18 protein-coding genes and 3 pseudogenes are annotated in these 23412 nt (G+C 69.7%); 4 read left to right on the top strand and 17 right to left on the bottom strand.

The window, feature by feature from the left end; genetic code table 11:
* Position 1: 1 nt before the first annotated feature.
* Positions 2–1921 (bottom strand): pyridoxal phosphate-dependent aminotransferase, encoded by a 1920-nt coding sequence (locus tag RWE79_RS12615; protein ID WP_475940157.1) that lies wholly within the window; start codon positions 1919–1921, stop codon positions 2–4.
* A gap of 204 nt (positions 1922–2125) precedes the next feature.
* A complete protein-coding gene (locus RWE79_RS12610) occupies positions 2126–3043 on the bottom strand; it encodes an intradiol ring-cleavage dioxygenase (RefSeq protein ID WP_475940156.1) in 918 nt (305 codons plus the stop codon).
* A 612-nt stretch (positions 3044–3655) separates the two neighbouring features.
* On the opposite strand from RWE79_RS12610, the gene RWE79_RS12605 reads away from it, so the two are divergent.
* Positions 3656–5008, top strand: coding sequence for a jacalin-like lectin (locus RWE79_RS12605; protein WP_475940155.1), 1353 nt, complete (start codon positions 3656–3658; stop codon positions 5006–5008).
* A gap of 72 nt (positions 5009–5080) precedes the next feature.
* Here the strand turns inward: RWE79_RS12605 and RWE79_RS12600 are convergent, their stop codons facing one another.
* From RWE79_RS12600 to RWE79_RS12555, 10 genes are all read right to left on the bottom strand, one after another.
* The gene (locus tag RWE79_RS12600) at positions 5081–5482 is read right to left on the bottom strand and encodes a hypothetical protein (RefSeq protein ID WP_475940154.1); all 402 of its coding nucleotides are present in this window, start codon (positions 5480–5482) and stop codon (positions 5081–5083) included.
* Between the two features lie 279 nt (positions 5483–5761).
* A complete protein-coding gene (gene hemC / locus RWE79_RS12595) occupies positions 5762–6697 on the bottom strand; it encodes a hydroxymethylbilane synthase (RefSeq protein WP_475940153.1) in 936 nt (311 codons plus the stop codon).
* A 210-nt stretch (positions 6698–6907) separates the two neighbouring features.
* Positions 6908–8053 (bottom strand): aldose epimerase family protein, encoded by a 1146-nt coding sequence (locus RWE79_RS12590; protein WP_475945772.1) that lies wholly within the window; start codon positions 8051–8053, stop codon positions 6908–6910.
* Positions 7972–9219, bottom strand: a complete 1248-nt coding sequence (mmsB, locus tag RWE79_RS12585; protein ID WP_475940152.1) for a multiple monosaccharide ABC transporter permease — start codon at positions 9217–9219, stop codon at positions 7972–7974. Before mmsB ends, RWE79_RS12590 begins: the two co-directional genes overlap by 82 nt.
* Positions 9216–10820 carry a multiple monosaccharide ABC transporter ATP-binding protein gene (gene mmsA, locus RWE79_RS12580; protein ID WP_475940151.1) on the bottom strand — a complete coding sequence of 535 codons (1605 nt, stop codon included), beginning with the start codon at positions 10818–10820 and terminating at the stop codon, positions 9216–9218. The genes mmsB and mmsA overlap by 4 nt, the downstream gene beginning before the upstream one ends.
* Before the next feature lie 95 nt (positions 10821–10915).
* The gene (gene chvE / locus RWE79_RS12575) at positions 10916–12028 is read right to left on the bottom strand and encodes a multiple monosaccharide ABC transporter substrate-binding protein (RefSeq protein ID WP_475940150.1); all 1113 of its coding nucleotides are present in this window, start codon (positions 12026–12028) and stop codon (positions 10916–10918) included.
* 4 nt (positions 12029–12032) lie between these two features.
* On the bottom strand, positions 12033–13082 hold the full coding sequence (locus tag RWE79_RS12570) for a hypothetical protein (protein WP_475940149.1): 1050 nt from the start codon (positions 13080–13082) through the stop codon (positions 12033–12035).
* Positions 13083–13160: 78 nt separating this feature from the next.
* Positions 13161–14216, bottom strand: coding sequence for a zinc-dependent alcohol dehydrogenase (locus RWE79_RS12565; RefSeq protein ID WP_475940148.1), 1056 nt, complete (start codon positions 14214–14216; stop codon positions 13161–13163).
* Entirely contained in the window at positions 14213–15373 is a 1161-nt protein-coding gene (locus RWE79_RS12560) for a mandelate racemase/muconate lactonizing enzyme family protein (RefSeq protein ID WP_475940147.1), read from the bottom strand. The genes RWE79_RS12565 and RWE79_RS12560 overlap by 4 nt, the downstream gene beginning before the upstream one ends.
* 238 nt (positions 15374–15611) lie before the next feature.
* On the bottom strand, positions 15612–16454 hold the full coding sequence (locus RWE79_RS12555; RefSeq protein WP_475940146.1) for an SGNH/GDSL hydrolase family protein: 843 nt from the start codon (positions 16452–16454) through the stop codon (positions 15612–15614).
* Between the two features lie 232 nt (positions 16455–16686).
* On the opposite strand from RWE79_RS12555, the gene RWE79_RS12550 reads away from it, so the two are divergent.
* Positions 16687–17181 (top strand): DUF3145 domain-containing protein, encoded by a 495-nt coding sequence (locus RWE79_RS12550; protein WP_475940145.1) that lies wholly within the window; start codon positions 16687–16689, stop codon positions 17179–17181.
* A gap of 20 nt (positions 17182–17201) precedes the next feature.
* Positions 17202–18080 (top strand): NAD(P)-dependent oxidoreductase, encoded by an 879-nt coding sequence (locus RWE79_RS12545; RefSeq protein WP_475940144.1) that lies wholly within the window; start codon positions 17202–17204, stop codon positions 18078–18080.
* A 94-nt stretch (positions 18081–18174) separates the two neighbouring features.
* On the opposite strand, the gene RWE79_RS12540 is transcribed toward RWE79_RS12545, so the two are convergent.
* Together RWE79_RS12540 and RWE79_RS12535 are read right to left on the bottom strand one after the other, a co-directional pair.
* Complete coding sequence (locus tag RWE79_RS12540; RefSeq protein ID WP_475940143.1) at positions 18175–18933, bottom strand: bestrophin-like domain; 759 nt, start codon at positions 18931–18933, stop codon at positions 18175–18177.
* A 20-nt stretch (positions 18934–18953) separates the two neighbouring features.
* Positions 18954–19640 (bottom strand): hypothetical protein, encoded by a 687-nt coding sequence (locus RWE79_RS12535; protein ID WP_475940142.1) that lies wholly within the window; start codon positions 19638–19640, stop codon positions 18954–18956.
* Positions 19641–19788: 148 nt separating this feature from the next.
* Here RWE79_RS12535 and RWE79_RS12530 point away from each other — a divergent pair.
* Positions 19789–20957 (top strand): annotated as a pseudogene (locus RWE79_RS12530) (cytochrome P450).
* Between the two features lie 56 nt (positions 20958–21013).
* On the opposite strand, the gene RWE79_RS12525 reads toward RWE79_RS12530, so the two are convergent.
* The 3 genes and pseudogenes from RWE79_RS12525 to RWE79_RS12515 form a co-directional block, all read right to left on the bottom strand.
* Positions 21014–22291, bottom strand: a complete 1278-nt coding sequence (locus tag RWE79_RS12525; protein WP_475940141.1) for a cytochrome P450 — start codon at positions 22289–22291, stop codon at positions 21014–21016.
* A pseudogene (locus RWE79_RS12520) lies at positions 22288–22895 on the bottom strand (GTP-binding protein). The gene RWE79_RS12525 and the pseudogene RWE79_RS12520 overlap by 4 nt, the downstream one beginning before the upstream one ends.
* Positions 22896–22903: 8 nt before the next feature.
* Positions 22904–23382: pseudogene (locus RWE79_RS12515) on the bottom strand (ATP-binding protein); the annotation flags it as partial.
* Between the last annotated feature and the right edge of the window lie 30 nt (positions 23383–23412).

The raw sequence follows: 23412 nt of genomic DNA, 5'->3' as shown, positions 1-23412 counted from the left end.
GTCAGGCGTCCTGCCAGTAGAGGGCGGGCTTGGGGCCGCCGGTGCTGCGCTGGGCGGGGAGGAACGCGGGCGGCACGTCGGCGATCTGGTCGGGGTAGAAGACGGCCGTCTCCTGGACGGACTGGCTGGCCGGCTGGTTCTGCCCCTGCCCCTGCTGCTGCCCCTGCTGCTGCGGGGCCGAGACCTGGGCGTACGCCGCTGTCGGCTGCGGCCCCTGCGAGGCGCGGGACGGGGCCTGCGGCTGCTGCTGAGGTTGCTGCTGCTGGGGCTGCTGCAACTGCGGCATGGGCTGGGCGTAGGCCGCCGCGGGCTGGAGATCCGGCTGTGCCTGCTGTTGAGGCTGCTGCTGGGGCTGCGGCGGCTGTTGTGCCTGTTGCTGCTGCTGTGCCTGCTGCTGTGCCTGCTGCTGGGGCTGGACGGCGTACGGAGCCTGGGCGTAGGAGGCCTCGACGTACTGCTGTTGGGGCTGCTGCTGGAACTGCGGCTGCTGCTGTGCCTGCATCTGGGGCTGGTACTGCGGCTGCGCCTGCATCTGGGGCTGGAACTGCGGCTGGAACTGGGCCTGTTGCTGGGGCTGGCCCACCACCTGCGCCGAGTACATCGGGGTGGCGGCCGGCTCGGGCGGTGCCTGCGGCGTGTAGAGGGAGGCCGGCTCGGGCGTGGACTGCGCCGAGTAGAGGGCCGCGGGCTCGGGGGCCGGGGGCATGGCGGCCGCGGCGGCCTCCTGGACCTGGGCCTGGGCCTGGGCCTGGGCCTGCGCCTGGGCGGGCGGGGCCGCGTACCAGGTGCTGCCGTACAGCACGGTGCTCAGCCCGGTGAGCAGCCGCTGTACGTCGGGCTGGGAACGGACGACCAGGCGCATGAAGCGGCTGCTGCTGCCCAGTTTGTTGCCGCACTCGCGGGTGAGGACGCCGTGTTCGGCCAGTAGCCGGTCACGCAGGATGCCGCCCTCGACGCCGTCCGGGAGCTTGACGAAGACGAAGTTGCCCTGGGAGGGGTAGACGGTCATCCCGGGCAGGGCGGCGAGCTGCCAGATCATCTCCTGGCGGTCGCGGCTGAGCATGCGCAGGCTCTGCGCGTACTCCTGCCGGTACTCCTTGATCATGAAGACGACGGTCTCGGCGAAGGAGTTGAGGTTCCACTTGGGCAGCGCCTTGCGGATCTTCCCGGCGATGGCGGGGTTGGCGACCATGTAGCCGAAGCGGATGCCGTGGAGGCCGAAGTTCTTGCCGAGGCTGCGCAGTACGACGACGTTCGGCCGCAGCGCGGCCTCGTCGGCGACGCTCGGGAACGCCTCCGCGTCGACGAAGTCCATGAACGACTCGTCGACGACGACCAGATCGAGGTCGGAGAGCGCGTCGAGCATCGCGATGACGGCGTGCCGGGGGAGGTAGCCGCCGTCGGGGTTGTTGGGGTTGCAGATCACCGCGGTGCGTGAACCGCGGGCGCGTATGAAGGAGATGAACGCGGCCGGGTCCAGGCCGAAGCCGTTGGCCTCCGGCAACAGGAACATGTCAACGCGCTTTCCCGTCTCCATGGGCTGGTCGGTCCAGCGCCCGAAGGTCGGGATCGGGATGGCGAGGCTCTCGCGGACGAGGAGGTGGTCGATCCAGGTGATCAGCTCCGTGGAGCCGTTGCCCATCGCGACCGTCTGCGGGTTGAGCCCGAGCGTGGTGCTGAGCTCGGAGATTATCGTGTCGGCGCTGCTCGGGTAGTACGTGAGGATGTCGCGCAGCCGCGTGGCGAGACGGTCGAATATCGCCGGGGTGGGGAAGTACGGGTTGCAGGGGATGCAGAAGTCGACGATGTCGCTGTTGCCGCCGCCGGCCCGGTCCAGGGCGAAGAACGAAGGGCTGTGCGCGGTGCTCGAACGGAAGAGCTCCAGCGCACTGCTACCGGTGTTGCCGACTGCGACAGTCACGGCGGGACCTCCTCGGTCACGTGGGCCGTGCTGTATGAGGGCGCACGACCCGTTGCTTCCCCCGCCCTCCAGACAAGAGGGTGCACCATTGTCACCCACAGGTGGGGCGCATGTTGCATTTGGGGGACAGGGGAAGCACGGACCGGCTAAAGTTCCGCCTCGCTGTCCTTTATTGTCCACTTATTCGACAGCGTTCGACCGAGGTCAGCTCGTTGCGGAGGCACTCTCCGACGCGCTCTCCGACGCGCTCGCGGATGCGCTGGGAAGGTCGCTCGGCGCCCCGGACGGGGGCTCGCCGGTGGGTGCGCCACCGCCTCCGCCGGCGTGGGAGGCGGTGGAGTCGACGCCCATGGTCAGGGATGCCTTGTAGCCCTTGGCGGGCTTCTTGCCGCAGGCCTTGATCGTGAGCAGTCCGGAGGACGCGCCGGCGTCGTCGTAGACCGAGTCGTCGGCGAGCAGTGTCTCCGTGGTGGTGTTCGCCGAGTACGGGGCCAGGCTCTGGATCGTGGCGTTGAGGTCCGGGTCGAAGAACAGCTGGCCGGTGTGGCAGATGGTGCCACCGGAGTAGGTGCCGTCGGCCAGGGTCACGCCGACGTGCACCCGCAGGTGGACGTGGACGGCACGGGAGACGTAGTGGCCCGGCCAGATCGACTTGATGGTGACCCGGCCCCGGCTGTTGGTGACCTGACCGCCGCGCAGGAAGGTGCCGTCGTCGGTCTCGGTGTGGCCGTTGCCGCCGACGAAGCCCGAGTACTCGCCGAGGTGGTCGCAGTGCCAGAGTTCGACGAGCGCGTCCGCCAGGGGGGCGCAGTCGTTGGCGGTGTCGACGACGGAGAAGGTGTACTCGATCGGGATGCCGGGCTTGCCCTCGCTGATGTCCTTGCGGACGAGCGCGCCTTCGAGGGAGTAAGGCCCCTCGGTCACCTCTTCGGTCAGGGTGTAACACGCGGAACTGCTCGCGTCGGCACTCGCGTCGGCCGTCGTGGCGTCCGAGGTCGTGGTGTCGGCGAACGCGGCACCGGCGACGCCGAGACCGGCGACGGCGGCCGCGGCGGACCCTGCGACGACCACCCGGCGGCGGCTGATCTGGCTTCCGGCTTTGTGTTTCGGGCTGTCTGTCATGTTCACGGAGCCTAGGCAGCCGATCTGTGAGTAGATCGTCACTGGCCTGTGCATATCGTGGAAATCGGGCTCCCGGGGTCATGCGCCCGGTATGTGGGCCGCGGCCCGCGGTCACGGACTCCGGCACACAGGCGTCACACCAGGGCCGGTGCGGTCAGCCGCTCTTGTCGGTCGGACCGACGGACAGGCAGGTCTGTCGGCCGGCCTTGCCGCCGTCCCGCTGCTGGACGACTTCCAGGAGCACGCCGGTCTTCGGGTCGACGATCACCTGGGTGGTGCCTCGGCCCTCCTTGAAGGACAGTTCCGTTCGACGGTGTCCGAGCCCGGCGCGGCCGCCTGCCGCGTCGCGCGCCGCACATGTCCCGCCAGGACGACGCGGAGTACGGTGCCCGGCTCGCGGGCGTGACCCGGGACAAGCGGCGGGCCGCAGGCGACACGCGGCAAACGACACGCGGCAAACGACACGTGGCACGCGGCGGCCGGGGCCGACAAAGGTTACCAGCGGTAAAAGACCGGTGTTCTCGCCGTTGACGGCGGCCGTCCGGCAAGCGTTTGCTATGCGTTGGCATGCCCTGAACATGTTTGCGGAGCCCCCGACAGAGAGGTCCCCCCATGAACCGTGTGCAGCGAAGACTGCTCACCTGCCTCACCGCAGGCGCGTTCGCGCTGGCCGGGCTGGCGGCCACCGCCGCCCCCGCCGCCGCGGCCGACAGCGGCGCCTTCAGCGTCCTGACGTACAACGTCGCCGGTCTGCCCGAGGCCCTGTCGAGTGCCGACACCCCCCGCGACACCAGCACCACCGCGATCGGCCAGCGGCTCAGCCCGTACGACATCGTCCAGGTCCAGGAGGACTTCAACTACCACGCCTACCTCTACGCCTCCGACACCCACCCCTACCGGACGGCGACCAGCGGTGGCGCGGGCATCGGCAGCGGCCTCAACACGCTGTCCGGCATCTCCTACGACGGCGACGACTTCGAGCGGGCCGGGTGGGACTCCTGCCAGATCGACTCCGGCGACTGCCTGACCCCCAAGGGCTTCACCTTCATGCGGGAGCGCCTGTCCGAGGGCGTCTACGTCGACTTCTACAACCTGCACACCAACGCGGGCACCAACGACGGTGACGAGGCGTCACGGGCCAGCAACCTCGCCCAGCTGACGTCCTTCATCTCCACCCACTCGGCGGGCAACGCCGTCGTGGTGATGGGCGACACCAACACCCGCTACACCCGGTCCGCCGACACCATCGCCGAGTTCGCGGCCAACAACGGCCTCACCGACGCCTGGGTCAAGCTCATCCGCGGCGGCACGGCGCCCGCCAAGGGCAGCGACGCGCTGGTCTGCGACCAGTCCGGGGCCACGGTGCCCAACACCTGCGAGGTCGTGGACAAGGTCCTCTACCGCAGCAGCAAGCTGGTCACCCTCAACGCCACCTACTACAACAACGAGCACGCGAAGTTCCTGGAGGACTCCTCCGGGCTGATGCTCTCCGACCACGACCCGATCACCGTGAAGTTCTCCTGGGCCCGGAACTCGTCCTTCCAGCTCAGTGACCAGTTCGGTGGCCCGCACGGCGACTACTTCAACGACATCAGCAGTGTCCCGGCGGCCGGCCAGGCCACCAAGGTCTCCCTGCGCAGCGGCTCCCGGGTCGACCAGATGGGTCTGACGCTGAGCGGCGGCACCACCCTCACCCATGGCGGGACCGGCGGCACGGCCTCGTCCCTCACCCTCGGCAGCGGCGAGTACGTGACGACCGCGTACCTGTGCCAGGCCGATTACAGCGGCCACACCCGGATCTTCTACGCCAAGTTCACGACCAACCTCGGCAACACGCTGGCCGGCGGCAGCACCACCTCGGACTGCGTGACCCGCACCGCGCCCTCCGGCTGGCAGATCGCCGGCTTCCACGGCAGGTCGGGCGACGCGGTCGACAAGATCGGCTTCATCTACACCAAGCGCTGACCCGCGGGTCGGTGTGGCATGGAGCCGGACGGGCCGGTGCCGGGGGAAGGTTCCACCGGCCCGTCCGGAGCATCACTTCGCGTCGAGCGAGACCTTGGTGACCTGGCCCTTGGCGGCCGGTGCGGCGAGCTTCACGTCACCGGCGGGCAGGTCGTCGATGACCCAGGTCTTCGCCTTGGCCTTGTCCGTGTAGGACTTGGCGGCGAACTTGCGGCCGTCCACGTACAGCGTCCAGGTGTGCTTGGTGGACTTGGTGCCGGTGGCGTCCACGGTCACGGACAGGTCGCCGCCCCGGAAGTCGGCGAGGAGTACGGAGACGCCCGCGCCCTTCTTCGAGGACTTGGTGACGTGCGTGCCGCCGGCGGCCGGGGCGGCCGACGCGGACGCGGCGCCCGCGACGAGCGCGGAAGCGGCGACGGCGGCGACGGCAGCCGCTTTGAACGATGTGAACGATGTGAACGAAACGGAACGCATATGAGCTCCCTCAAGTGGGGGAAGGGGTTCGGGGACGTTCACATATTAGAAGTCGGCGAGACCCGGGAACACCCGCGAGATGATGGGCGGATGGCCGGTCAGTCGGCCTTTCTGGGGAATTCTCAGCGGAATTTCAGCCGCTCTCATCCCCGGTCCCACCTGCGATGAGAGGACCCATTCGGTCCGTGGGGCAATTCGGTCAAGCCGGAACGTGCGGAGGGCTGAGAGAAAATCAGAATGATTTTCTCTCAGCCCTCCGCACGTTCTCGGAATTCGCCGTCAGTGGGCGATCCCGTCGATCAGTTCCCGCGCACCCTGGCGAAGCAGCGCGACCGCCACCGAGGTGCCCAGGGTCGCCGGGTCGAGCGGGCCGGCCCACTCGTGGGCGTCCAGGACGCGCTTGCCGTCGGGGGTGAAGACGCGGGCCCGCAACGACAGCCGGCCGTCCCGCTCGGCCCGCGCGTAGCCGGCGATGGGGGAGTTGCAGTGGCCCTGGAGGACATGCAGCAGCATCCGCTCGGCGGTGATCTCGCGCCACGCGTCGGCGTCCCCGAGCGCGGTGACCGTCTCGATGGTGGCCGTGTCGTCCTCGCGGCACTGGAGCGCCAGCACCCCGGCGCCGATCGGCGGGCACATCGTCTCCACCGGCAGGATCTCGCTGATCCGTTCGGTCTGCCCGATCCGTTCCAGGCCCGAGGCGGCCAGCAGCAGCGCGTCGGCCTCTCCCGACTCCATCTTCTCCAGGCGGCGGTTGGCGTTGCCGCGCATCGGTACGCACACCAGCTCCGGGTGCGAGATCGCCAGCTGCGCGATCCGCCGCACCGACGAGGTACCGATCCGGGTCCCGGCCGGGAGGCTGTCCAGCGTGAGCCCTTCCGGATGGATCAGGGCGTCGCGGATGTCGTCCCGCCTGAGGAACGCCGCGAACACCGTCCCGGCCGGCAGCGGCCGGTCCGCGGGGATGTCCTTCACGCAGTGCACCGCCAGATCGGCCTCACCGGCCAGCAGCGCCGCGTCCACCTCCTTGGTGAACGCCCCCTTCCCGCCGAGCTTGGCCAGATCCCCCATCCAGCGGTCGCCGGAGGTGGTGACCGGCACCACCTCCGTCGTGATCTCCGGTCGCAGCGCGGCCAGTTCGGCGCGTACCCGCTCGACCTGGGCGAGGGCCATGGGGGACGAACGGGAGACGATACGGATCAGCTCAGCGGAAGCCATGCCGTACACGATAGGGCCTCACGACGGTCCCTCAGGACGACCGGCGGAAGCCCGCGCGGACCGCGTGCCGGACAGGTACGGGGGACAGATACGCCGGACAGGTACGCCGCAGGTACGCCGCAGGTACGCCGGACAGGTACGCCGGCCCGCCGGACAGTACGAAGGCCCAGGACCGATGGGTCCTGGGCCTACGCACCGTCCGGTGCCGGGCTACTCCGCCGAGAAGCCGTGCACCGTCGTCGAGCGGTACGTCTCCCCGGGCCGCAGCACGGTCGACGGGAAGGACGGCCGGTTGGGTGAGTCCGGGAAGTGCTGGGTCTCCAGGCAGAAGGCGTCACCCTGGCGGTAGGTGCGGCCGGAGGTGCCGGCGAAGGAGCCGTCCAGGAAGTTCGCGGTGTAGAACTGCACGCCGGGCTCGGTGGTGGCGATCCGCATCACCCGCCCCGAGGCGGGGTCGGTGACCGTGGCGAAGTGCTCGGGGCCGCCGGTGACGCCCTTGTCGAGGACGAGGTTGTGGTCGATGCCCTGGGCGTACAGGATCTGGTCGGTCGCGTCGCGGAGGTCCCGGCCGATGGGCTTGGCCTGCCGGAAGTCGAAGGGGGTGCCCTCGACCGGGGCCGTTTCGCCGGTCGGTACGAGATCGGCGTCGACGGGGGTGTAGTGGGAGGCGGCGATCTCGGCCCGGTGGCCGTGGACACTGCCGCTGCCCTCGCCGCCGAGGTTGAAGTACGTGTGGTTGGTCAGGTTCACCACGGTCGCCCGGTCGGTGGTCGCGGTGTAGTCGATACGCCACCGGGCGTCCGTGGTGAGGGTGTGGACGACCTCGACCCGGAGCGTGCCCGGGAAGCCCATCTCCCCGTCCGGGCTGGTGCGGCGCAGCACCAGCCCGGCGTCGGACCCGTCCGTGAAGGGCTCGACATCCCAGAGGTGACGGTCGAAGCCCCGGTCACCGCCGTGGAGGCAGTTCGGACCGTTGTTGACCGGCAGTTCGTGGGCGACCCCGTCCAGGGTGAACCGCCCGCCGGCGATGCGGTTGCCGTACCGCCCGATGACCGCGCCGAAGTACGGGCTGCGGTCCACGTACTCCGCCAGGGTGGCGAACCCCAGCGAGACGTTGGCGGTACGGCCGTGCCGGTCGGGCAGGTCCAGGGTCTGGACGATGCCGCCGTACGACAGGACCTTCAGCGTGACCCCGCCGACCGGAACGGTCCAGATGTCGACTCCGGCCCCGTCGTCGAGGGTGCCGAAGTGCTCCTTGCCGATGGTGCTGATGGCTACGAACCCACCTTGCGCTTGTTGTAGATGTCGAAGCCGACGGCGGCCAGCAGCACCAGGCCCTTGATGACCTGTTGCCAGTCGCTGCCGACGCTGAGGATGGACATGCCGTTGTTGAGCACGCCCAGCACCAGGCCACCGATGATGGCGCCCAGTACCGTTCCCACACCACCGCTGGAGGAGGCGCCGCCGATGAAGGCGGCGGAGATCGCCTCCAGCTCGTAGTTGATGCCGGCGCCGGGGGTGGCGGACTGCAGACGCGCGGCGGCCACCAGACCGGCCAGGGCCGCGAGGACGCCCATGTTGACGAAGATCAGGAAGACGACGCGCTTGTCCTTGACGCCGGACAGCTTGGCGGCGGACTGGTTGCCGCCGAGGGCGTAGACATGGCGGCCGATCACGGTGTTGCGCATCACGAAGCCGAAGACGATGAGCAGACCGGCCAGGATCAGCAGCAGGATCGGGAAGCCCTCGTAACTGGCCAGGGTGAGGGTGAACATGATGATCGCGGCGCTGATCGCCACGCACTTGAGCACGAACAGCCCGAACGGCAGCACGTCGAGGTCGTACGCGACCTGCTGACGACGGCCGCGCCACTCCTGGAACACCGTCCAGACGATGAGGGCCACGCCGAGCAGCATCGTCAGGTTGTGGTAGTTGGTGTCCGGGCCGATCGACGGAAGGAAGCCACCGCTGATCTTGGTGAAGCCGTCCGGGAAGGGCGCCAGGGACTGGCCCTGGAGGAGGATCTCGGTGCCGCCGCGGAAGATCAGCATGCCGGCGAGGGTGACGATGAAGGACGGTACGCCGATGTAGGCGATCCAGAAGCCCTGCCAGGCACCGGCGATCGCGCCGATGAGCAGCGATATCAGCAACGCGAGCGGCCACGACCAGTGATGATTGATCATCAGTACGCCGGCGACGGCCCCGACGAAGGCGGCGAGCGAACCGACCGACAGGTCGATGTGCCCGGCGATGATGACGATCATCATGCCGATCGCCAGGATGAAGACGTAACCGTTCTGCGTGATGATGTTGGTGACGTTGAGCGGGGTGACCGTCTTGCCGTCGGTCCATATGCTGAACAGCACGATGATCAGCCCCAGGGCGAAGATCATTCCGTACTGGCGCAGGTTGCTGCGCATCGCCTGGAGCAGGATCCCCGCCCAGCCGGTGTTACCGCCGGTGCTGTCCTTGGGGGAGGCGCCCGGCGCGTCCTGGGTGTCGGTCTTCACCGGGCTGCTCATGATCCGGCTCCTGCTTCGTTGTTGCTGGCCTTGTCGGCCTTGTCCATGGTCATGTGGCGCATCAGTAGTTCCTGTGTGGCGTCCTGCCGGGAGATCTCCCCCGTGAGCCGTCCGGCGGACATGGTGTAGATCCGGTCGCACATTCCGAGCAGTTCGGGCAGCTCGGAGGAGATGAAGACGACCGCCTTGCCGTCGGCGGCAAGCTGGTTGATGACCGTGTAGATCTCGAACTTCGCACCGACGTCGATACCCCGGGTCGGCTCGTCGAGGATCAGCACGTCGGGCCCCGTGAAGATCCACTTGCTGAGGACGACCTTCTGCTGGTTGCCGCCGCTGAGCTTGCCGACCCCCTCGAAGACGGTGGGGGCCTTGATGTTCATGGTCTTGCGGAAGGACTCGGCGACCCGGGTCTCCTCGTGCTCCTTGATGACGCCGCGCCGGGTGATCTTCGGCAGCGCCGACAACGAGATGTTGCGGCTGATGTTGTCGATCAGGTTGAGGCCGTAGCTCTTGCGGTCCTCGGTGACGTACGCGATGCCGTGGCCGATGGCCTCCGGGACGGTCCGGGTACGGATCGCCTCGCCGTTCTTCAGGACGGTTCCGGAGATGTCCCGGCCGTAGGAGCGCCCGAAGACGCTCATCGCCAGCTCGGTGCGGCCGGCGCCCATGAGCCCGGCGATGCCGACGATCTCGCCGCGGCGGACGTTGACCGAGACCCCGTCGACGACCTTGCGGTGATGGTCGATGGGGTGGTGCACGGTCCAGTCCTCGACGGCGAAGGCGACCTCGCCGGCGTCCGGGCCGGAGTACGGCTCACGCTCGGGGAACCGGTTTTCGAGATCGCGGCCGACCATGCCGCGGATGATGCGGTCCTCGTTGATCCCGCCGTCGCTGACGGAGAGGGTCTCGATGGTCTTGCCGTCGCGCAGGATGGTGAGGGAGTCCGCGACCCGCTCGATCTCGTTGAGCTTGTGCGAAATGATGATGCAGGAGATCCCGGCGGCCTTGAACTCCAGGATGAGGTCGAGGAGTTTGCGGCTGTCCTCGTCGTTGAGCGCGGCGGTCGGCTCGTCGAGGATGAGCAGCTTGACCTCCTTGGAGAGCGCCTTGGCGATCTCCACGAGCTGCTGCTTGCCGACGCCGATGTCCGCGACGCGGGTGGTGGGCCGTTCCGGCAGGCCGACCCGGTCGAGGAGCTGCTTGGCGTGCCGCAGGGTCTCGTTCCAGCTGATCACCCCGCGGGTGGCGTGCTCGTTGCCGAGGAAGATGTTCTCCGCGATGGACAGATAGGGCACCAGGGCCAGTTCCTGGTGGATGATGACGATGCCGCGGCTCTCGCTCGCCCTGATGTCCTTGAACTCGCAGAGCTCGCCCTGGAAGTAGATCTCGCCCTCGTAGGAGCCGTGCGGGTAGACGCCGCTGAGGACCTTCATCAGCGTCGACTTGCCGGCGCCGTTCTCGCCGCAGATGGCGTGGATCTCGCCCTGCTTGACCGACAGGGTCACGTCGGAGAGTGCCTTGACCCCGGGGAAGGTCTTGGTGATCGAGCGCATTTCGAGGACGGGCTTGTCGACGGGCTTGTCGAGAGCACGGTCACCCATGGTGGTGCATCCGTTCTGACGATTGACGAGGTGGGAGCGGCCGGCGGCGGACCGGTCAGGTGACCCGCCGCCGACCGCTGACTGTGGGCCCGGTGTCAGCTGAAGTCGGAGGCCTTGTAGTAGCCGCCGCCGACCAGGACCGACTCGTAGTTGGACTTGTCGACGCTGACGGGCTGCAGCATGTAGGTCGGGACGACCTTCTTGCCGTTGTTGTAGGACTTGGTGTCGTTGATCTCGGGCTTGGCGCCGGTGAGCTCGGCCTTCACCATCGAGACCGCGACCTTGGCGAGCTTGCGGGTGTCCTTGTAGATCGTCGCGGTCTGCTCACCCGCGATGATCGACTTGACCGAGGCCAGCTCGGCGTCCTGGCCGGTGACGACCGGGAGCGGCTTGGACTTGCTGCCGTAACCGACGTTCTTCAGCGAGGAGATGATGCCGATGGAGATGCCGTCGTACGGCGACAGGACCGCGTCGACGTGGTCCTTCTTGCCGCTGTAGTCGGCGCTCAGCAGGTTGTCCATGCGCTTCTGGGCGGTGGCGCCGTCCCAGCGCTGCGTGGTGACCTGGTTGAGCTTGTCCTGGCCGGACTTGATGACCAGCTTCCCGGACTTGATGTACGGCTCAAGGGTGTCCAGGGCACCGTTGAAGAAGTACTTGGTGTTGTTGTCGTCCGAGGAGCCGGCGAACAGCTCGATGTTGAACGGGCCCTTGCCGTTCTTCAGACCGAGCTTGTCGACGATGTAACCGCCCTGGAGCTGGCCGACCTTGTAGTTGTCGAACGTCGCGTAGTAGTCGACGTTCTTGGTGCCGAGGATCAGGCGGTCGTAGGAGATGACCGGGATCTTGGCGTCGGCGGCCTGCTGGAGCACCTGGTTCATGGCGGTGCCGTCGATGGCGGCGATCACCAGCGCCTTGTCGCCCTTGGTGATCATGTTCTGGATCTGCGAGACCTGCTGGCTCGTGTCGTTGTTCGCGTACTGCAGGTCGGCCTTGTAACCGAGCTTCTCCAGCTGCTTCTTCATGTTGTTGCCGTCGGCGATCCAGCGCTCGGACGACTTCGTCGGCATCGCGATGCCGATGGTGCCGCCCTTGGAGTCGCTGCTTCCGGAGTCGGAGTCCTGACCGCAGGCGGAGACGCCGGCGCCCAGGGTGAGGGTGACCGTCACTGCCGCGGCGGAACGCAGGAGAGCGGCTCTGGCTATGCGCATGGATCTAGATCCTTTCGGGGGTCAAACGTGGGTCGGTACTGCTGCCCGCGGAAGCCGCGACAGCGTTGTCTGCCGCGTCAAGCGGAAAACGGTTCAGCGGTCCCGGCAGCCGGGCGCCCAGCGGCGACATGCCGCCGTCCGCGCCGTGCCGGGCCAGCAGATCGAGCACCAGCCGGCCGCGTCGTACCCGCTCGACCGCCGTCTGCAGCGTGACGTCGCGCAGTTGACGGCCGTACGGGTAGATGGCGGGCGCCTTGCTCAGCCCGAACTTGAGGTAGATCGGGGCGCCGCGGCGGATCAGCTCGGCCGCGTCGTAGAGCCGGACGTACCCGCCCAGGTCGTCGGGAGCCTCGATGTAGAAGTCCATCGGAGCGCCACTGACCCGGCGGATCTCGGTGATCTGCTGGAGAGTCAGGTCGGACGGGATGTTGATCGAGTCGCCACCGAGCCGTTCCCAGACTCCGTAAGCAGCCGGGTTCACCGGGCCCACCAACGCCGACACCTTGAAAGTGGTGTCGGCGGGCAGTACCCCCTGATGGCGAAGCTGGTTGAGCAGCCACAGGACTCCCTCGTCGGCAACGAGTAGGCAGCGTACGCCAAGTGCCGTAGCCCGCAGGGCGTCTTCTACGCAGCCCGCTACCTGATCGTGACCTCGGGCCCGGAGTCCGCCGCCCCCGGACTGGGTACGGGTAGAGGCCCCGATGTCCCAGCTGCCCCGCGGACCGGTGAACAGGCAGAGCTCGATGTCACGTTCGGCGGTCGCCTGCACCATTTCGGTGATCTCGGCGTCGGTGAGCATCCAGATGCCGCTGCCCTGGCTGATCCGGTGCACCGGCACGGCGAGCCGCTCGGCCTCCGCCAGGACGGTGGCGAGTGCCTCGGGGCCCTCCACGGAGGGGATCTCGGTGCGCCAGCTGCCGCCGTCGGGGAAGGAGTGGGCCGAGGTGTCGGCCGGGTCGTTCGCGGGTGCGCCGTGACCGAGCAGCGCGAGGGCGTACTCGCCGGGGCGGCGGGGGCCGGGAGCCTGCGGGCTCGGTGTGGGTGCGTCGGTCACGGTGCGGTGCTCCAATGTTCGGTATTTCGGACGCCGTCCGAGTCTGTGCGTAGTGCGGGGTGCCGGGCGTGGTGACGGTCAGTTCGGCATGAGCAGTACCTTGCCGACCTTGGGGTCGCCGCTGCCCACCAGATCGATGGCGGCGGAGAACTCCGTGAGCGGGAGCCGATGCGTGATCAGCGGCCCCGGTGTCAGCAGCCCGGTCCCGAAGACCCGGACGGCGTGCGCCCAGGCGCCGGGCGCGGCGCCGAAGACGGTGTGCACGGTGAGCTGACGGACCACCAGATCCGTCGGGTCCAGCCCCTGCGCCCCGGAGGCCGGGATGCCGGTCAGGACCAGCCGGCCGCCCCGGCGCGCCAGCGCGGCCGAGGCGCGGGCGGCCGAGGCCGAGCCGGCGGTCTCGATCACCACGTCGTAGCCGGCGCTCCGTGCGTCCAGCTCGTCGGCGGTACGGAAGTCGGTGGCGCCGAAATCGTAACTGAGCTTCTCGCGGTCCTGGCTGGTGCCCACCACCAGCAGCTCGGCGGGGGAGACGGCGGCCAGGAACTGCACCGCCAGCATCCCCAGGGTGCCGGTGCCGACCACCGCGACCCGCTCGCCCGGCTGGATGTTCGCCTTCAAGGTGGCGGCCGCGATACAGGCGGCGGGCTCCAGCAGTGCGGCCTCGGTCAGGTCGGCCTCGTCCGGAAGAGGGTGCAGCAGCCGGGCGGGCAGGGTGAGGGTGTCGGCCATCGCCCCGGGCTGCGTGAAGCCCGTCTCCTCGTACCCGGCCACGCACAGGGTGGTCTCCCCGGCATGGCACCGGTCGCAGACCTGGCAGTTGCGGAACCCCTCCCCGACGACCTTGCGGCCCACCAGACCGGCCGAGACCCCCGCGCCCACCCCCTCAACGGTGCCGGACCACTCATGGCCGGGCGTGACGGGGTAACGCACATAGCCCTCGGGCCGGTTGCCCTGGTAGATCTCGCGGTCGCTGCCGCAGATGCCGCTGGCGTGCACCCGTACCCGGGCCTCGCCGGGGCCGGGCGGGTGCTGCTCGCGCTCGACCAGGCGGTGGCTGCCGGGTGCGTCGAGGACGAGCGCCCGCTCGGTGCCGGCGGAGGGGGACCCGGATCTGGAGGTGCTGGTGGTCACCGTGAGGATGCCTTCGGCTTGCGCTGCTCCCAGCCGTCGGCCCAGAGGTCGAAGCGTGCCTGCTGCTGAGGGAACTCGGCGGCGGCGTCCACGTCGAACTCCACGCCGAGGCCGGGTGCCTCGGAGAGTTCGAAATACCCGTCGACGACCTGGGGGGCGCCCTTGACGATCTTCTTGATGTCGGAGTCCGCGAAGTCGTTGAAGTGTTCGAGGATCTTGAAGTTGGGGGTGCAGAAGCCGACCTGCAGGGAGGCGGCGGTCAGAACGGAGCCCCCGACATTGTGCGGGGCGACCAGAACATAGTGGGTCTCGGCGGTGGCCGCCAGTTTGCGGGTCTCCAGGATGCCGCCGATGTGGCCGACGTCGGGCTGGATGATGTCCGCGGCCTGGGACTCGAACAGCTCGCGGAACTCGATCCGGTCGTGGATCCGCTCACCCGTGGCGACCGGCAGGTCGACCCGCTCGGCCACCTTGCTCAGGGCCTTGAGGTTCTCCGGCGGCACCGGCTCCTCCAGCCAGGCCGGCCGGAAGGGGGCGAACTCCTTGGCGAGCCGTACGGCGGTGGAGGGGCTGAAGCGCCCGTGCATTTCGAGCATCAGCTCGGTCTCGGGACCGATGGCGTCGCGGACGGCCTCGATGAGGGAGACGGCGTAGCTGGTCCCGGCGTGGTCCAGCTCGTAGTGGCCGGTGCCGAAGGGGTCGATCTTCAGGGCCTGGTAGCCCCGCTCGACGACCTTCGTGGCGGCCTTGTGGTACGCCTCGGGGGTGCGCTCGGTGGTGTACCAGCCGTTGGCGTACGCCTTGATCCGGTCGTGCACCTTGCCGCCGAGCAGCTGCCAGACCGGCACGCCCAGCGCCTTGCCCTTGATGTCCCAGCAGGCCATCTCGACCACCGCGATACCCGACATGACGATCTCGCCGGCGCGTCCGTAGTCGCCGTACTTCATCCGCTTGACCAGGTCCTCGACGGCGAAGGGGTCGGAGCCGGCGATGTGGTTGGTCTCCGCCTCCCGCAGGTAGCCGACCAGCGCGTCGGTGTGGCCCAGCATGCGGGTCTCGCCCACGCCGGTGAGGCCCTCGTCGGTGTGCACCAGGACGTACGTGAGGTTGCGCCACGGGGTGCCGACCACGTGAGTGCTGATGCCGGTGATGCGCACGGAATACTGCCCCTTGCTCGATCTTGTTCGAGATTTCGTAACGCGTTCGAAATGCTGAAGGGAACGTAATAACGCTCTCCCGGCGATGTCAACGGTTGAAGTGGTACGGATCTCAGCCGGTTTCGCCTGTTGACAACGGAGTGTAGATGCCGCCATGATCCACGCGTTGAAATTCACGAAATTACGAACAGTGTCTGGTATCTCGAACAACCGCGCCCGGTTGGCGGGTGGTCCCGTGCTACCGCCCGGCCCCGCCGGACGCGAACGCCTTGTAGACCACCCGGGCCAGTCGGGCCTGCCCCTGTTTGCCGGGATGGAAGAAGTCCCAGGGGCTCAACTCGTCCGCGGTGAAGCGGTAGTCGAAGACCGCGCCGCCGTCGGTGCGGCAGTGCGCGTACCGGCCGCAGACCTGCGCCAGCGCCTTGTTGTACGCGACCACCCGGTCCCGCACGGTCGTACGCCGCTGCTGGGCGGCCGTGGCCACCGACTCGGCGTCACCGAGCATCGACGGGCACAGCCCGAGCTTCCAGACCTCCCGGCCCAGCGGGTTGTCCTTGCCGACCTGCCACAGCCGCCACAGGTCCGGGACGCTCGCCACGAAGACCTGGGCCCGGGGGAGCAGGCGGTGCAGGGTGCTCATCGCGTCGGCGAACTCGCGCCGGTACTCGGCCACCGGCGTCATCGCCGAGGCGCTGGTGCGGCAGGCGTCGTTGGCGCCCATCAGGATGGTGACCTGGGCCGGCTTCTTCGCCGCCGCCCGCTCCACCTGGCTTCGCAGCGCCGCCATGGTGGCCCCGCTCCGGGCGAGGTTCCAGCTGTGCCCGGCCCCGATCCGCTCGGCGAAGGCCGCCGCCCAGGACTCGGCCGGGCAGTCCTTGAGTATCCCGCAGGTGTCGAACCCGCGGGTGATGGAGTCCCCCAGGGCCGCGACCGAGGCCGGTGCCGTGTCCCACGTTGGAGTGGGTTTCGGGGCGGCCTCGCGCGTGGCCGACGGGGCGTCACGCGGAGCGGAGGAAGGGGCGCCCGAGCAGCCGACCAGCAGGGTCAGCGCGGCCACAACGGTCGCCAGGCCGTGTCGCATGCGCGATTCCTCTCTCGGGCGAGTGGGTGACATATCGGTGAGCCCGACAGTACGTCACCCTTCCGATGACGCGGCGCGGTAGCTTTTCCCTGACAGCACGCCGGGAGAAGGGGCGTCAAAGTTTGTCGTACATGTAGCGATTGGTGCAGAATGTCCGATGGCGTCCGGATCGCTTCGGTACGGGCATGAGGCCGCTGGGGAAGGCGAACCTCGTCCCACACTGGAGGTCCCGGTGACGACACGTGGAGTTCTGTACGTTCACTCCGCGCCGCGCGCGCTGTGCCCGCACGTCGAATGGGCTGTCGCGGGCGTGCTCGGCGTGCGCGTCAACCTCGACTGGATCCGCCAGCCCGCCTCGCCGGGCACCTGGCGCGCCGAGTTCTCCTGGCATGGCCAGGTCGGCACCGCGTCCAGACTCGCGTCCGCGCTGCGCGGATGGCACCTGCTGCGCTTCGAGGTGACGGCCGAGCCGTGCGCCACCGCGGAGGGCGAGCGCTACAGCAGCACGCCCGAACTCGGCATCTTCCATGCCGTCACCGGAATGCACGGCGACATCCTCATCCCCGAGGACCGGCTGCGCGCCGCGCTCGCCCGTGCCCGCAAGGGCGAGGCGGATCTGGAGGCCGAGGTCGCCAAGCTGCTCGGCAAACCCTGGGACGACGAACTGGAGCCCTTCCGCTACGCGGGCGAGGGTGCGCCGGTGCGCTGGCTGCACCAGGTGGTGTGAGTCCGACGTAGCGTAGGCGCATGGCTGACAACCTCTCGGTAAGCGTCCTCGGCGCCGGCATCATGGGCTCCTCGATGGCCCGCAACCTGGCCGCCGCCGGACACGACGTCCGCGTATGGAACCGTACGAAGACCAAGGCCGATCCCCTGGCGGCGCACGGCGTCACCGTGGCCGGCACCGCCGCGGAGGCGGTCACGGGCGCGACCGTGGTCCTGACCATGCTGTACGACGGGCAGTCCGTCCTCGACGCGATGCGGCAGGCGGCCCCGGGGCTGGCGCCGGGCGCGCTGTGGGTGCAGTCGACCACCGTCGGGGTCGACACCGTCCCCGAACTCGCCGTGCTCGCCGAGCAACTGGGCCTGGGCTTCGTGGACGCCCCCGTCCTGGGCACCAGGCAGCCCGCCGAGAACGGCCAGTTGGTCGTCCTGGCCGCCGGCCGGCCCGGTGTACGGGACGCCGCCGCACCGGTGTTCGACGCGGTCGGCAGCCGTACGCTCTGGGTCGGCGACGACGGCGCGGCGGGCACGGCCACCCGGCTCAAGCTCGTCGCCAACAGCTGGGTGCTCGCGGTCACCCACGGCACAGCCGAGGCGCTGGCCCTCGCCAAGGGGCTCGGCGTTGACTTCCAGCAGTTCCTGGACATCATCGAGGGCGGCCCGCTGGACATGGGGTACCTCCGCGGCAAGTCGGCCGCCGTGCTCTCCGGCGACCTGGAGCCCAGCTTCGCGGTGACCACCGCGGAGAAGGACGCCCGGCTGATCGTCGAGGCCGGCGAGGGGGCCGGGGTCCGCCTCGACGTGGCGGCGGCGGGCGCGGAACGCTTCCGCCGGGCCGCCGCCCTGGGGCACGGCGGGGAGGACATGGTGGCCTCGTACTTCGCGAGCTTCGGCGAGGCGTAGGCGTAGGCGTAGGCGCCGGCGCGGCGCCGTGGCGGGTGGGTTCACCGGGTCCGTCCGGGGCCGTTTCGTCCTCGATCGCCGGACGGACCGGAGTTCAAGCCTTGGGGAACAGGGCCAGGAAGGCCGCTGTCGAGTCGGCGGGGGTGTGGCCGAAGGGGGCGTCGAGATCCCAGATGAGGAAGAGCAGGAAGGCGATCAGGGCGCTGTAGAGGCCGGCGAGCAGCAACTCGCGTGGTGAGCGGCGGATCTGGAGGGTGAAGATCAGGCCGACGGAGACCAGTGCGCCGACGATGAGGCCGAACCAGACCACCCCCGGCATGGTCGGCCCGGCGTTCTGGCCGCGGGCGTTGCGGGCGTCGTCGGCCACGCCCACCTGGTCGACCACGGGCTGGTAGGCCTGGGTCTGGAGGTCGGCGCGGGGCACGAAGTCCGTGACGTCGCGCCGCACCTTCTCCAGCAGGACGTCGCCGCGCGGGGTGAGTTCGGCGTCGCGGAGCATCGCCGGCCACTCCTTGTGGACCACATGGGTGACGTAGGTGCCGATGTCGGCCCGGGTGCGGTCGCGCACGGCCGCCGGGTAGACCTGGACGCGCTCGCTGACCTCGTGCAGGGCCTGTGCCTCGCGCCGGACGTCGTCCTGGGCGGCGCCGCGGGCCTCCCAGACACCGGCGATGGCCAGGCCGAGCACGATGGCGTAGATCACGCCGAACATCATGGTCATGTACTCGATGACGTCGGGCGTCTCTGACGGGTCGTCGTCGTCCCCGACGCGGCGGTTGTTGAGGACGACGATGGTCAGGACGACCGCGCACGCGACGGCCATTCCGATCGCCAGAACGAGCCACTGCGACATGCGACCTCCGTGGATGTGTGTCAGCGGGCACGCCGCCGGCCGCCGCCCTGCGGGCGCAGGGTGGCCGCGGCCAGCACGGCGGGGGCGGTGATCAGCAGGGTCAGGGTGACCAGGGACGCCCCGCCGTGCACCGGGGCGCCGGGCGGCCCGGCGTAGGCCATCACCCGGGCGCGCGCGGTGGCGCTGACGGCCGGGGAGGGTGACGGTGGCGGTGTGGGCTCCGGGGCGGGCGTCGGGGGCGGCGTGGAGGGCGGCGTGGAGGGCGGGGGCGGTGCGGCCCGGCGCACCGGCGGTGGCGCCGGGGGCCGGTACGGCCTCGGGGCGGGCTTCGGCGGCGGTGCGGGCCGCGCCCCGCACGGGTGCCGCCAGGACACCGAGCCCCGGGCCCCGGCCTCCGTCACCGAGCCGCTGACCGTGGACTCGTAGCGCGGGCAGTGCCGGGTCTCCACCCGGGCCGTGGACCCGCCCGGGCCCCTGGACGCCGTGACGGTCGTCCCGCCGGTCCTGACCCGGGCCCGGACCCCGCCGTCCCCCTCCCGGCCGGTGTCGACGCTCACGGCGCCGCCACCCACCTCGACATGGACCGCGCCGGTGTCCGGATCCACCCGCACCACCGGCCGGTGGTCGTCCGCCACCGCCACCGCCGCCCCCGCCGGACACAGGAACATCGCCGCGGCGGCGGCCCCTCCGCAAAGCCATCGGTTCACCTCTTCAGGCTGCGCCGCCACAACCGACGAAATGCGCGGAACGGGCGAAACCTGCCTATCGGGTGAATCGCATCAGGTCGGGACCCGCAAGAGTGTTCGCTCCGTAGCCTTGATCGGCTCGGCCACTCCCGTCAGCTGATGGAGCATCATGACCACCGCACAGCAAGCGCCTGACATCCTGTCACCCGAATTCGCGGCGGATCCGTACGCCGCGTACCGCGTCATGCGCGAGGGCTTTCCGCTCATATGGCACGAGCCGATGCGGAGTTACATCATCTCGCGGTACGAGGATGTCGAACGCGCCTTCAAGGAGCCGGTGTTCACCAGGACAACTACGACTGGCAGCTGGAGCCGGTCCATGGCCGCACCATCCTGCAGATGAGCGGACGCGAGCACTCCGTACGCCGGGCGCTGGTGGCGCCGGCCTTCCGCGGACGCACGCTCGACGAGCAGTTCCTGCCGGTGATCGAGCGCAACGCGCGACAGCTCATCGACGGGTTCCGTGCCGACGGCTCGGCGGACGTGGCGAGCGACTTCGCGGCCCGCTTCCCGGTCTACGTCATCGCCGACATGCCGGGCCTGGACAAGGGCGACTTCGAGAAGTTCCACGAGTGGTACACCTCGATCATCGCCTTCCTCGGCAACCTGAGCCAGGACGCCGCCGTGACCGCCGCCGGGCCGCGCACCCGTCAGGAGTTCGCGGAGTACATGATCCCGATCATCCAGGAGCGCCGCGCGAACCCGGGGGACGACCTGCTGTCGAACCTGGTCTCGGCCGAGGTCGAGGGCACCCGGATGAGTGACGAGGACGTCAAGGCGATCGTCAGCATCGTCAAGAACCTGCTTGACCACCCCGACCAGCTGGCCGCGGTGCGGGAGGACCGCGGGCTGATCGCGCGGGCGTTCGCCGAGACGCTGCGCTTCAACCCGCCGGTGCACATGATCATGCGGCAGCCGGCGGAGGACGTGCGGGTCAGCGGCGGCACGATCCCGGCGGGCAGGACCGTCACCTGCCTGATCGGGGCCGCCAACCGTGACGAGCTGCGCTACCGCGACCCGGACAGCTTCGACATCTTCCGGGCGGACCTGGCGGCCGCCACCGCCTTCTCGGCCGCCGCCGACCACCTGGCGTTCGCCCTCGGACGGCACTTCTGCGTCGGCGCGCTGCTGGCCAAGGCGGAGGTCGAGGTCGGCGTCGGCCAACTCCTGGACGCCATGCCCGACCTGCGGCTGCGCAGCGGTTACATCCCTTACGAGCAGGGCGTCTTCACCCGGGCCCCGGCCGCGCTGCCGGTGGAGTTCACCCCGGTCGGCTGACCGGGGCGGCCCGGCCGTACCGGCCGGCCCGGACCGGCCGGATCAGCCGGCTCCGGTCAGCCCGACATGGGACCGGGGGTGAACTCGACCGGCAGCGAGAACAGGCCCCGCGTCCACACCGACGGCCGCCACACCAGCGCCTCCGGCTCGACGGCCAGGTCGACGTCGGGCAGCCGGTCCAGCAGCACCTCGATGGCGGTACGCGCGATCACCTCGGCGATCTCGGGCGCCGGGTACGGGCAGCTGTGCTCGCCGTGGCTGAAGGACATGTGCGCCCGGTTGCCGGTCGGGCCGCCGTACGAGTCGGGGCGCACCTCCGGGTCGCTGTTGGCGGCGGCCAGCCCCAGGACCAGCAGGTCGCCCTGGCGGATCCGGCGGCCGCCCAGCTGGGTGTCGTGCGCGGCCCAGCGGCCGATGTAGTTCTGGGTGGGGGTGTCCTCCCAGAGCACCTCGTTGAGGGCCTGGCCGACGCTGCCGCGTCCGCCGGACAGCGTCATCGCGAACCGGTCGTCGGTCAGCATCAGCCGCAGGGCGTTGCCGATCCAGTTGCCCGTGGGCTGCTGGGCGGCGGCCAGCACCATCAGCAGGTCGATGGCGGCCTCGTCGTCGGTCAGCCCCGCCTCGTGCTCCAGCATCCGGGACGGGATGTCGGGGCCCGGCTGCTCGCGCTTGCCCGCGACCAGCCGCTGCATCCGCGCCACGGTGCGCAGATGGGCGTCGAGGGCACCCGGGCCCTCGTCCAGCGACAGGGCGATGTCCCGGACCAGCTCGGGCACGTCCGCCTCGGCCAGACCCAGCAGCTGGGACATGATCCGGATCGGGATCTGGTGCGCGTAGTGGGCGATCAGGTCGGCCTCACCGCGTCCCGCGAAGCCGTCGATCAGCTGGTGGGCGACCTGCTCGGCCAGGGTCTGCAGCTCGAACTGGTCGATCGCCGCGAGCGCGTCGCTGATCGCGCCGGCCCGGCGCTGGTGCTCGGCGCCCTCGGCGAACAGCACGGTGGGCTGATAGGCGACATAGGGCATCAGCGGCCAGTCGCCGGGGATGTGCTGCCAGGCGTGCCAGCGCCGCGAGTCCCGCGCGAACAGCTGGTCGTTGCTGGTGACCTGGTGCACCTCGCGGTAGCCGAGCACCAGCCACGCGGGCAGCCCGCCGTCCAGCAGGATCGGTGCCACGGCGCCGTACTCGCGCCGCAGGTCCCGGTACACCTGAGCCGCGTTGTTCTGGAACCGCGGCCCGTACAGCGGCACGGCGTCGGCCGCTCCGCCGGCGTGGGCCGGGCAGCCGGGCGGCGGCTCGGGGGTGTCGGCGTAGGAGAGGTGTTCGCTGCTCACGGAGTGGTCTCCAGTGCGGAGGAGGAGAGGGCGTACAGATGGTTGACGAGCGTGATCAGCACGTTCTTGCAGGACCCGCGGGAGCGTGCGTCGCAGTCGATCAGCGGTACGTCGGGGGACAGGTCGAGGGCGTCCCGGAGCTGTTCCGGCGTGTGCCCGGGACCGCCGAAGTCGTTGCGGGCCACGATGAACGGGGTGCCGTGGTGCTCCAGCCGGTCGATGGCGTACCAGGAGTCGGCGAGCCGGCGGGTGTCCACCAGGGCCACCGCGCCCAGGGTGCCGGAGAACAGCCGGTCCCACAGGAACCAGAGGCGCTCCTGGCCGGGTGCGCCGAACAGGTACAGCACCATCGTGTCGTTGAGGCTGATCCGGCCGAAGCCGAAGGCCACCGTGGTGGTGGTCTTCCCGTCGACCCCGGAGGCGTCGTCGACGCCGACGCCCGCCTTGGTCATGGTCTCCTCGGTGCTGAGCGGGCGTATCTCGCTCACCGAGCGGACCATGGTGGTCTTCCCGACCCCGAAACCGCCGACGATCACGATCTTCAGACCCTGGCGGTGCTGCGCAGTGGGCTTCGGGACACGGAATCAGAGGTTGTGGAGTCCAACGAGCACCTGAGAAGTTGGTGGCGTTGTCCATGAGTTCGGCCAGGGCGTGCATGACACCCTCGGCGGCGTGACCGGCGACCGCGACCGTACTGGCCGAGTGCAGCCGGATCCGCTGGTAGGCGCCGATCCGGCCCATGGCGCCGCGCAGTACGGATTCCATGACGATCGGCCTGGTCCACCGGCGCCCGGAGCGGGCGCCGGTCAGCACGGCGATGCTGTCGGCCGGCCGGCCTGGGCGGTGCGGTGGTCCGGGTGGAGCAGGTCGCCCAGGACGGTCTCTTCGTCGTGCCGGTTCTCCATCTCGCGCAGGTCGGCGAGCATGCTGGTGGCCACCGCGACACTGAGCAGCACCGCCGCCACGCCCGCGTACCAGGCCATCAGTTGCCGTCCGTCCGGCGGCGCGGCAGCGGTGGCGGCGACCCCCGCTCCGGCGCCGACCAGCACGGAAATCAGCAGAGCGGGCAGCGGACCGGGACGCGCGGGCATGGGTGCTGGCATCTGATCAGGGTCCTCGAC

It is taken from the genome of Streptomyces sp. RLA131 (assembly GCF_056270125.1).
This window is presented reverse-complemented; position numbering and strand designations above follow the sequence as displayed.

Excerpts from the sequence above, each read along its gene's own strand:
- RWE79_RS12555 (WP_475940146.1), bottom strand. The coding sequence starts at position 16,454 with ATGCGACACGGCCTGGCGACCGTTGTGGCCGCGCTGACCCTGCTGGTC.
- RWE79_RS12545 (WP_475940144.1), top strand. The coding sequence starts at position 17,202 with ATGGCTGACAACCTCTCGGTAAGCGTCCTCGGCGCCGGCATCATGGGC.
- RWE79_RS12600 (WP_475940154.1), bottom strand. The coding sequence starts at position 5,482 with ATGCGTTCCGTTTCGTTCACATCGTTCACATCGTTCAAAGCGGCTGCC.
- hemC (WP_475940153.1), bottom strand. The coding sequence starts at position 6,697 with ATGGCTTCCGCTGAGCTGATCCGTATCGTCTCCCGTTCGTCCCCCATG.
- mmsB (WP_475940152.1), bottom strand. The coding sequence starts at position 9,219 with ATGAGCAGCCCGGTGAAGACCGACACCCAGGACGCGCCGGGCGCCTCC.
- RWE79_RS12540 (WP_475940143.1), bottom strand. The coding sequence starts at position 18,933 with ATGTCGCAGTGGCTCGTTCTGGCGATCGGAATGGCCGTCGCGTGCGCG.
- chvE (WP_475940150.1), bottom strand. The coding sequence starts at position 12,028 with ATGCGCATAGCCAGAGCCGCTCTCCTGCGTTCCGCCGCGGCAGTGACG.
- mmsA (WP_475940151.1), bottom strand. The coding sequence starts at position 10,820 with ATGGGTGACCGTGCTCTCGACAAGCCCGTCGACAAGCCCGTCCTCGAA.
- RWE79_RS12605 (WP_475940155.1), top strand. The coding sequence starts at position 3,656 with ATGAACCGTGTGCAGCGAAGACTGCTCACCTGCCTCACCGCAGGCGCG.
- RWE79_RS12610 (WP_475940156.1), bottom strand. The coding sequence starts at position 3,043 with ATGACAGACAGCCCGAAACACAAAGCCGGAAGCCAGATCAGCCGCCGC.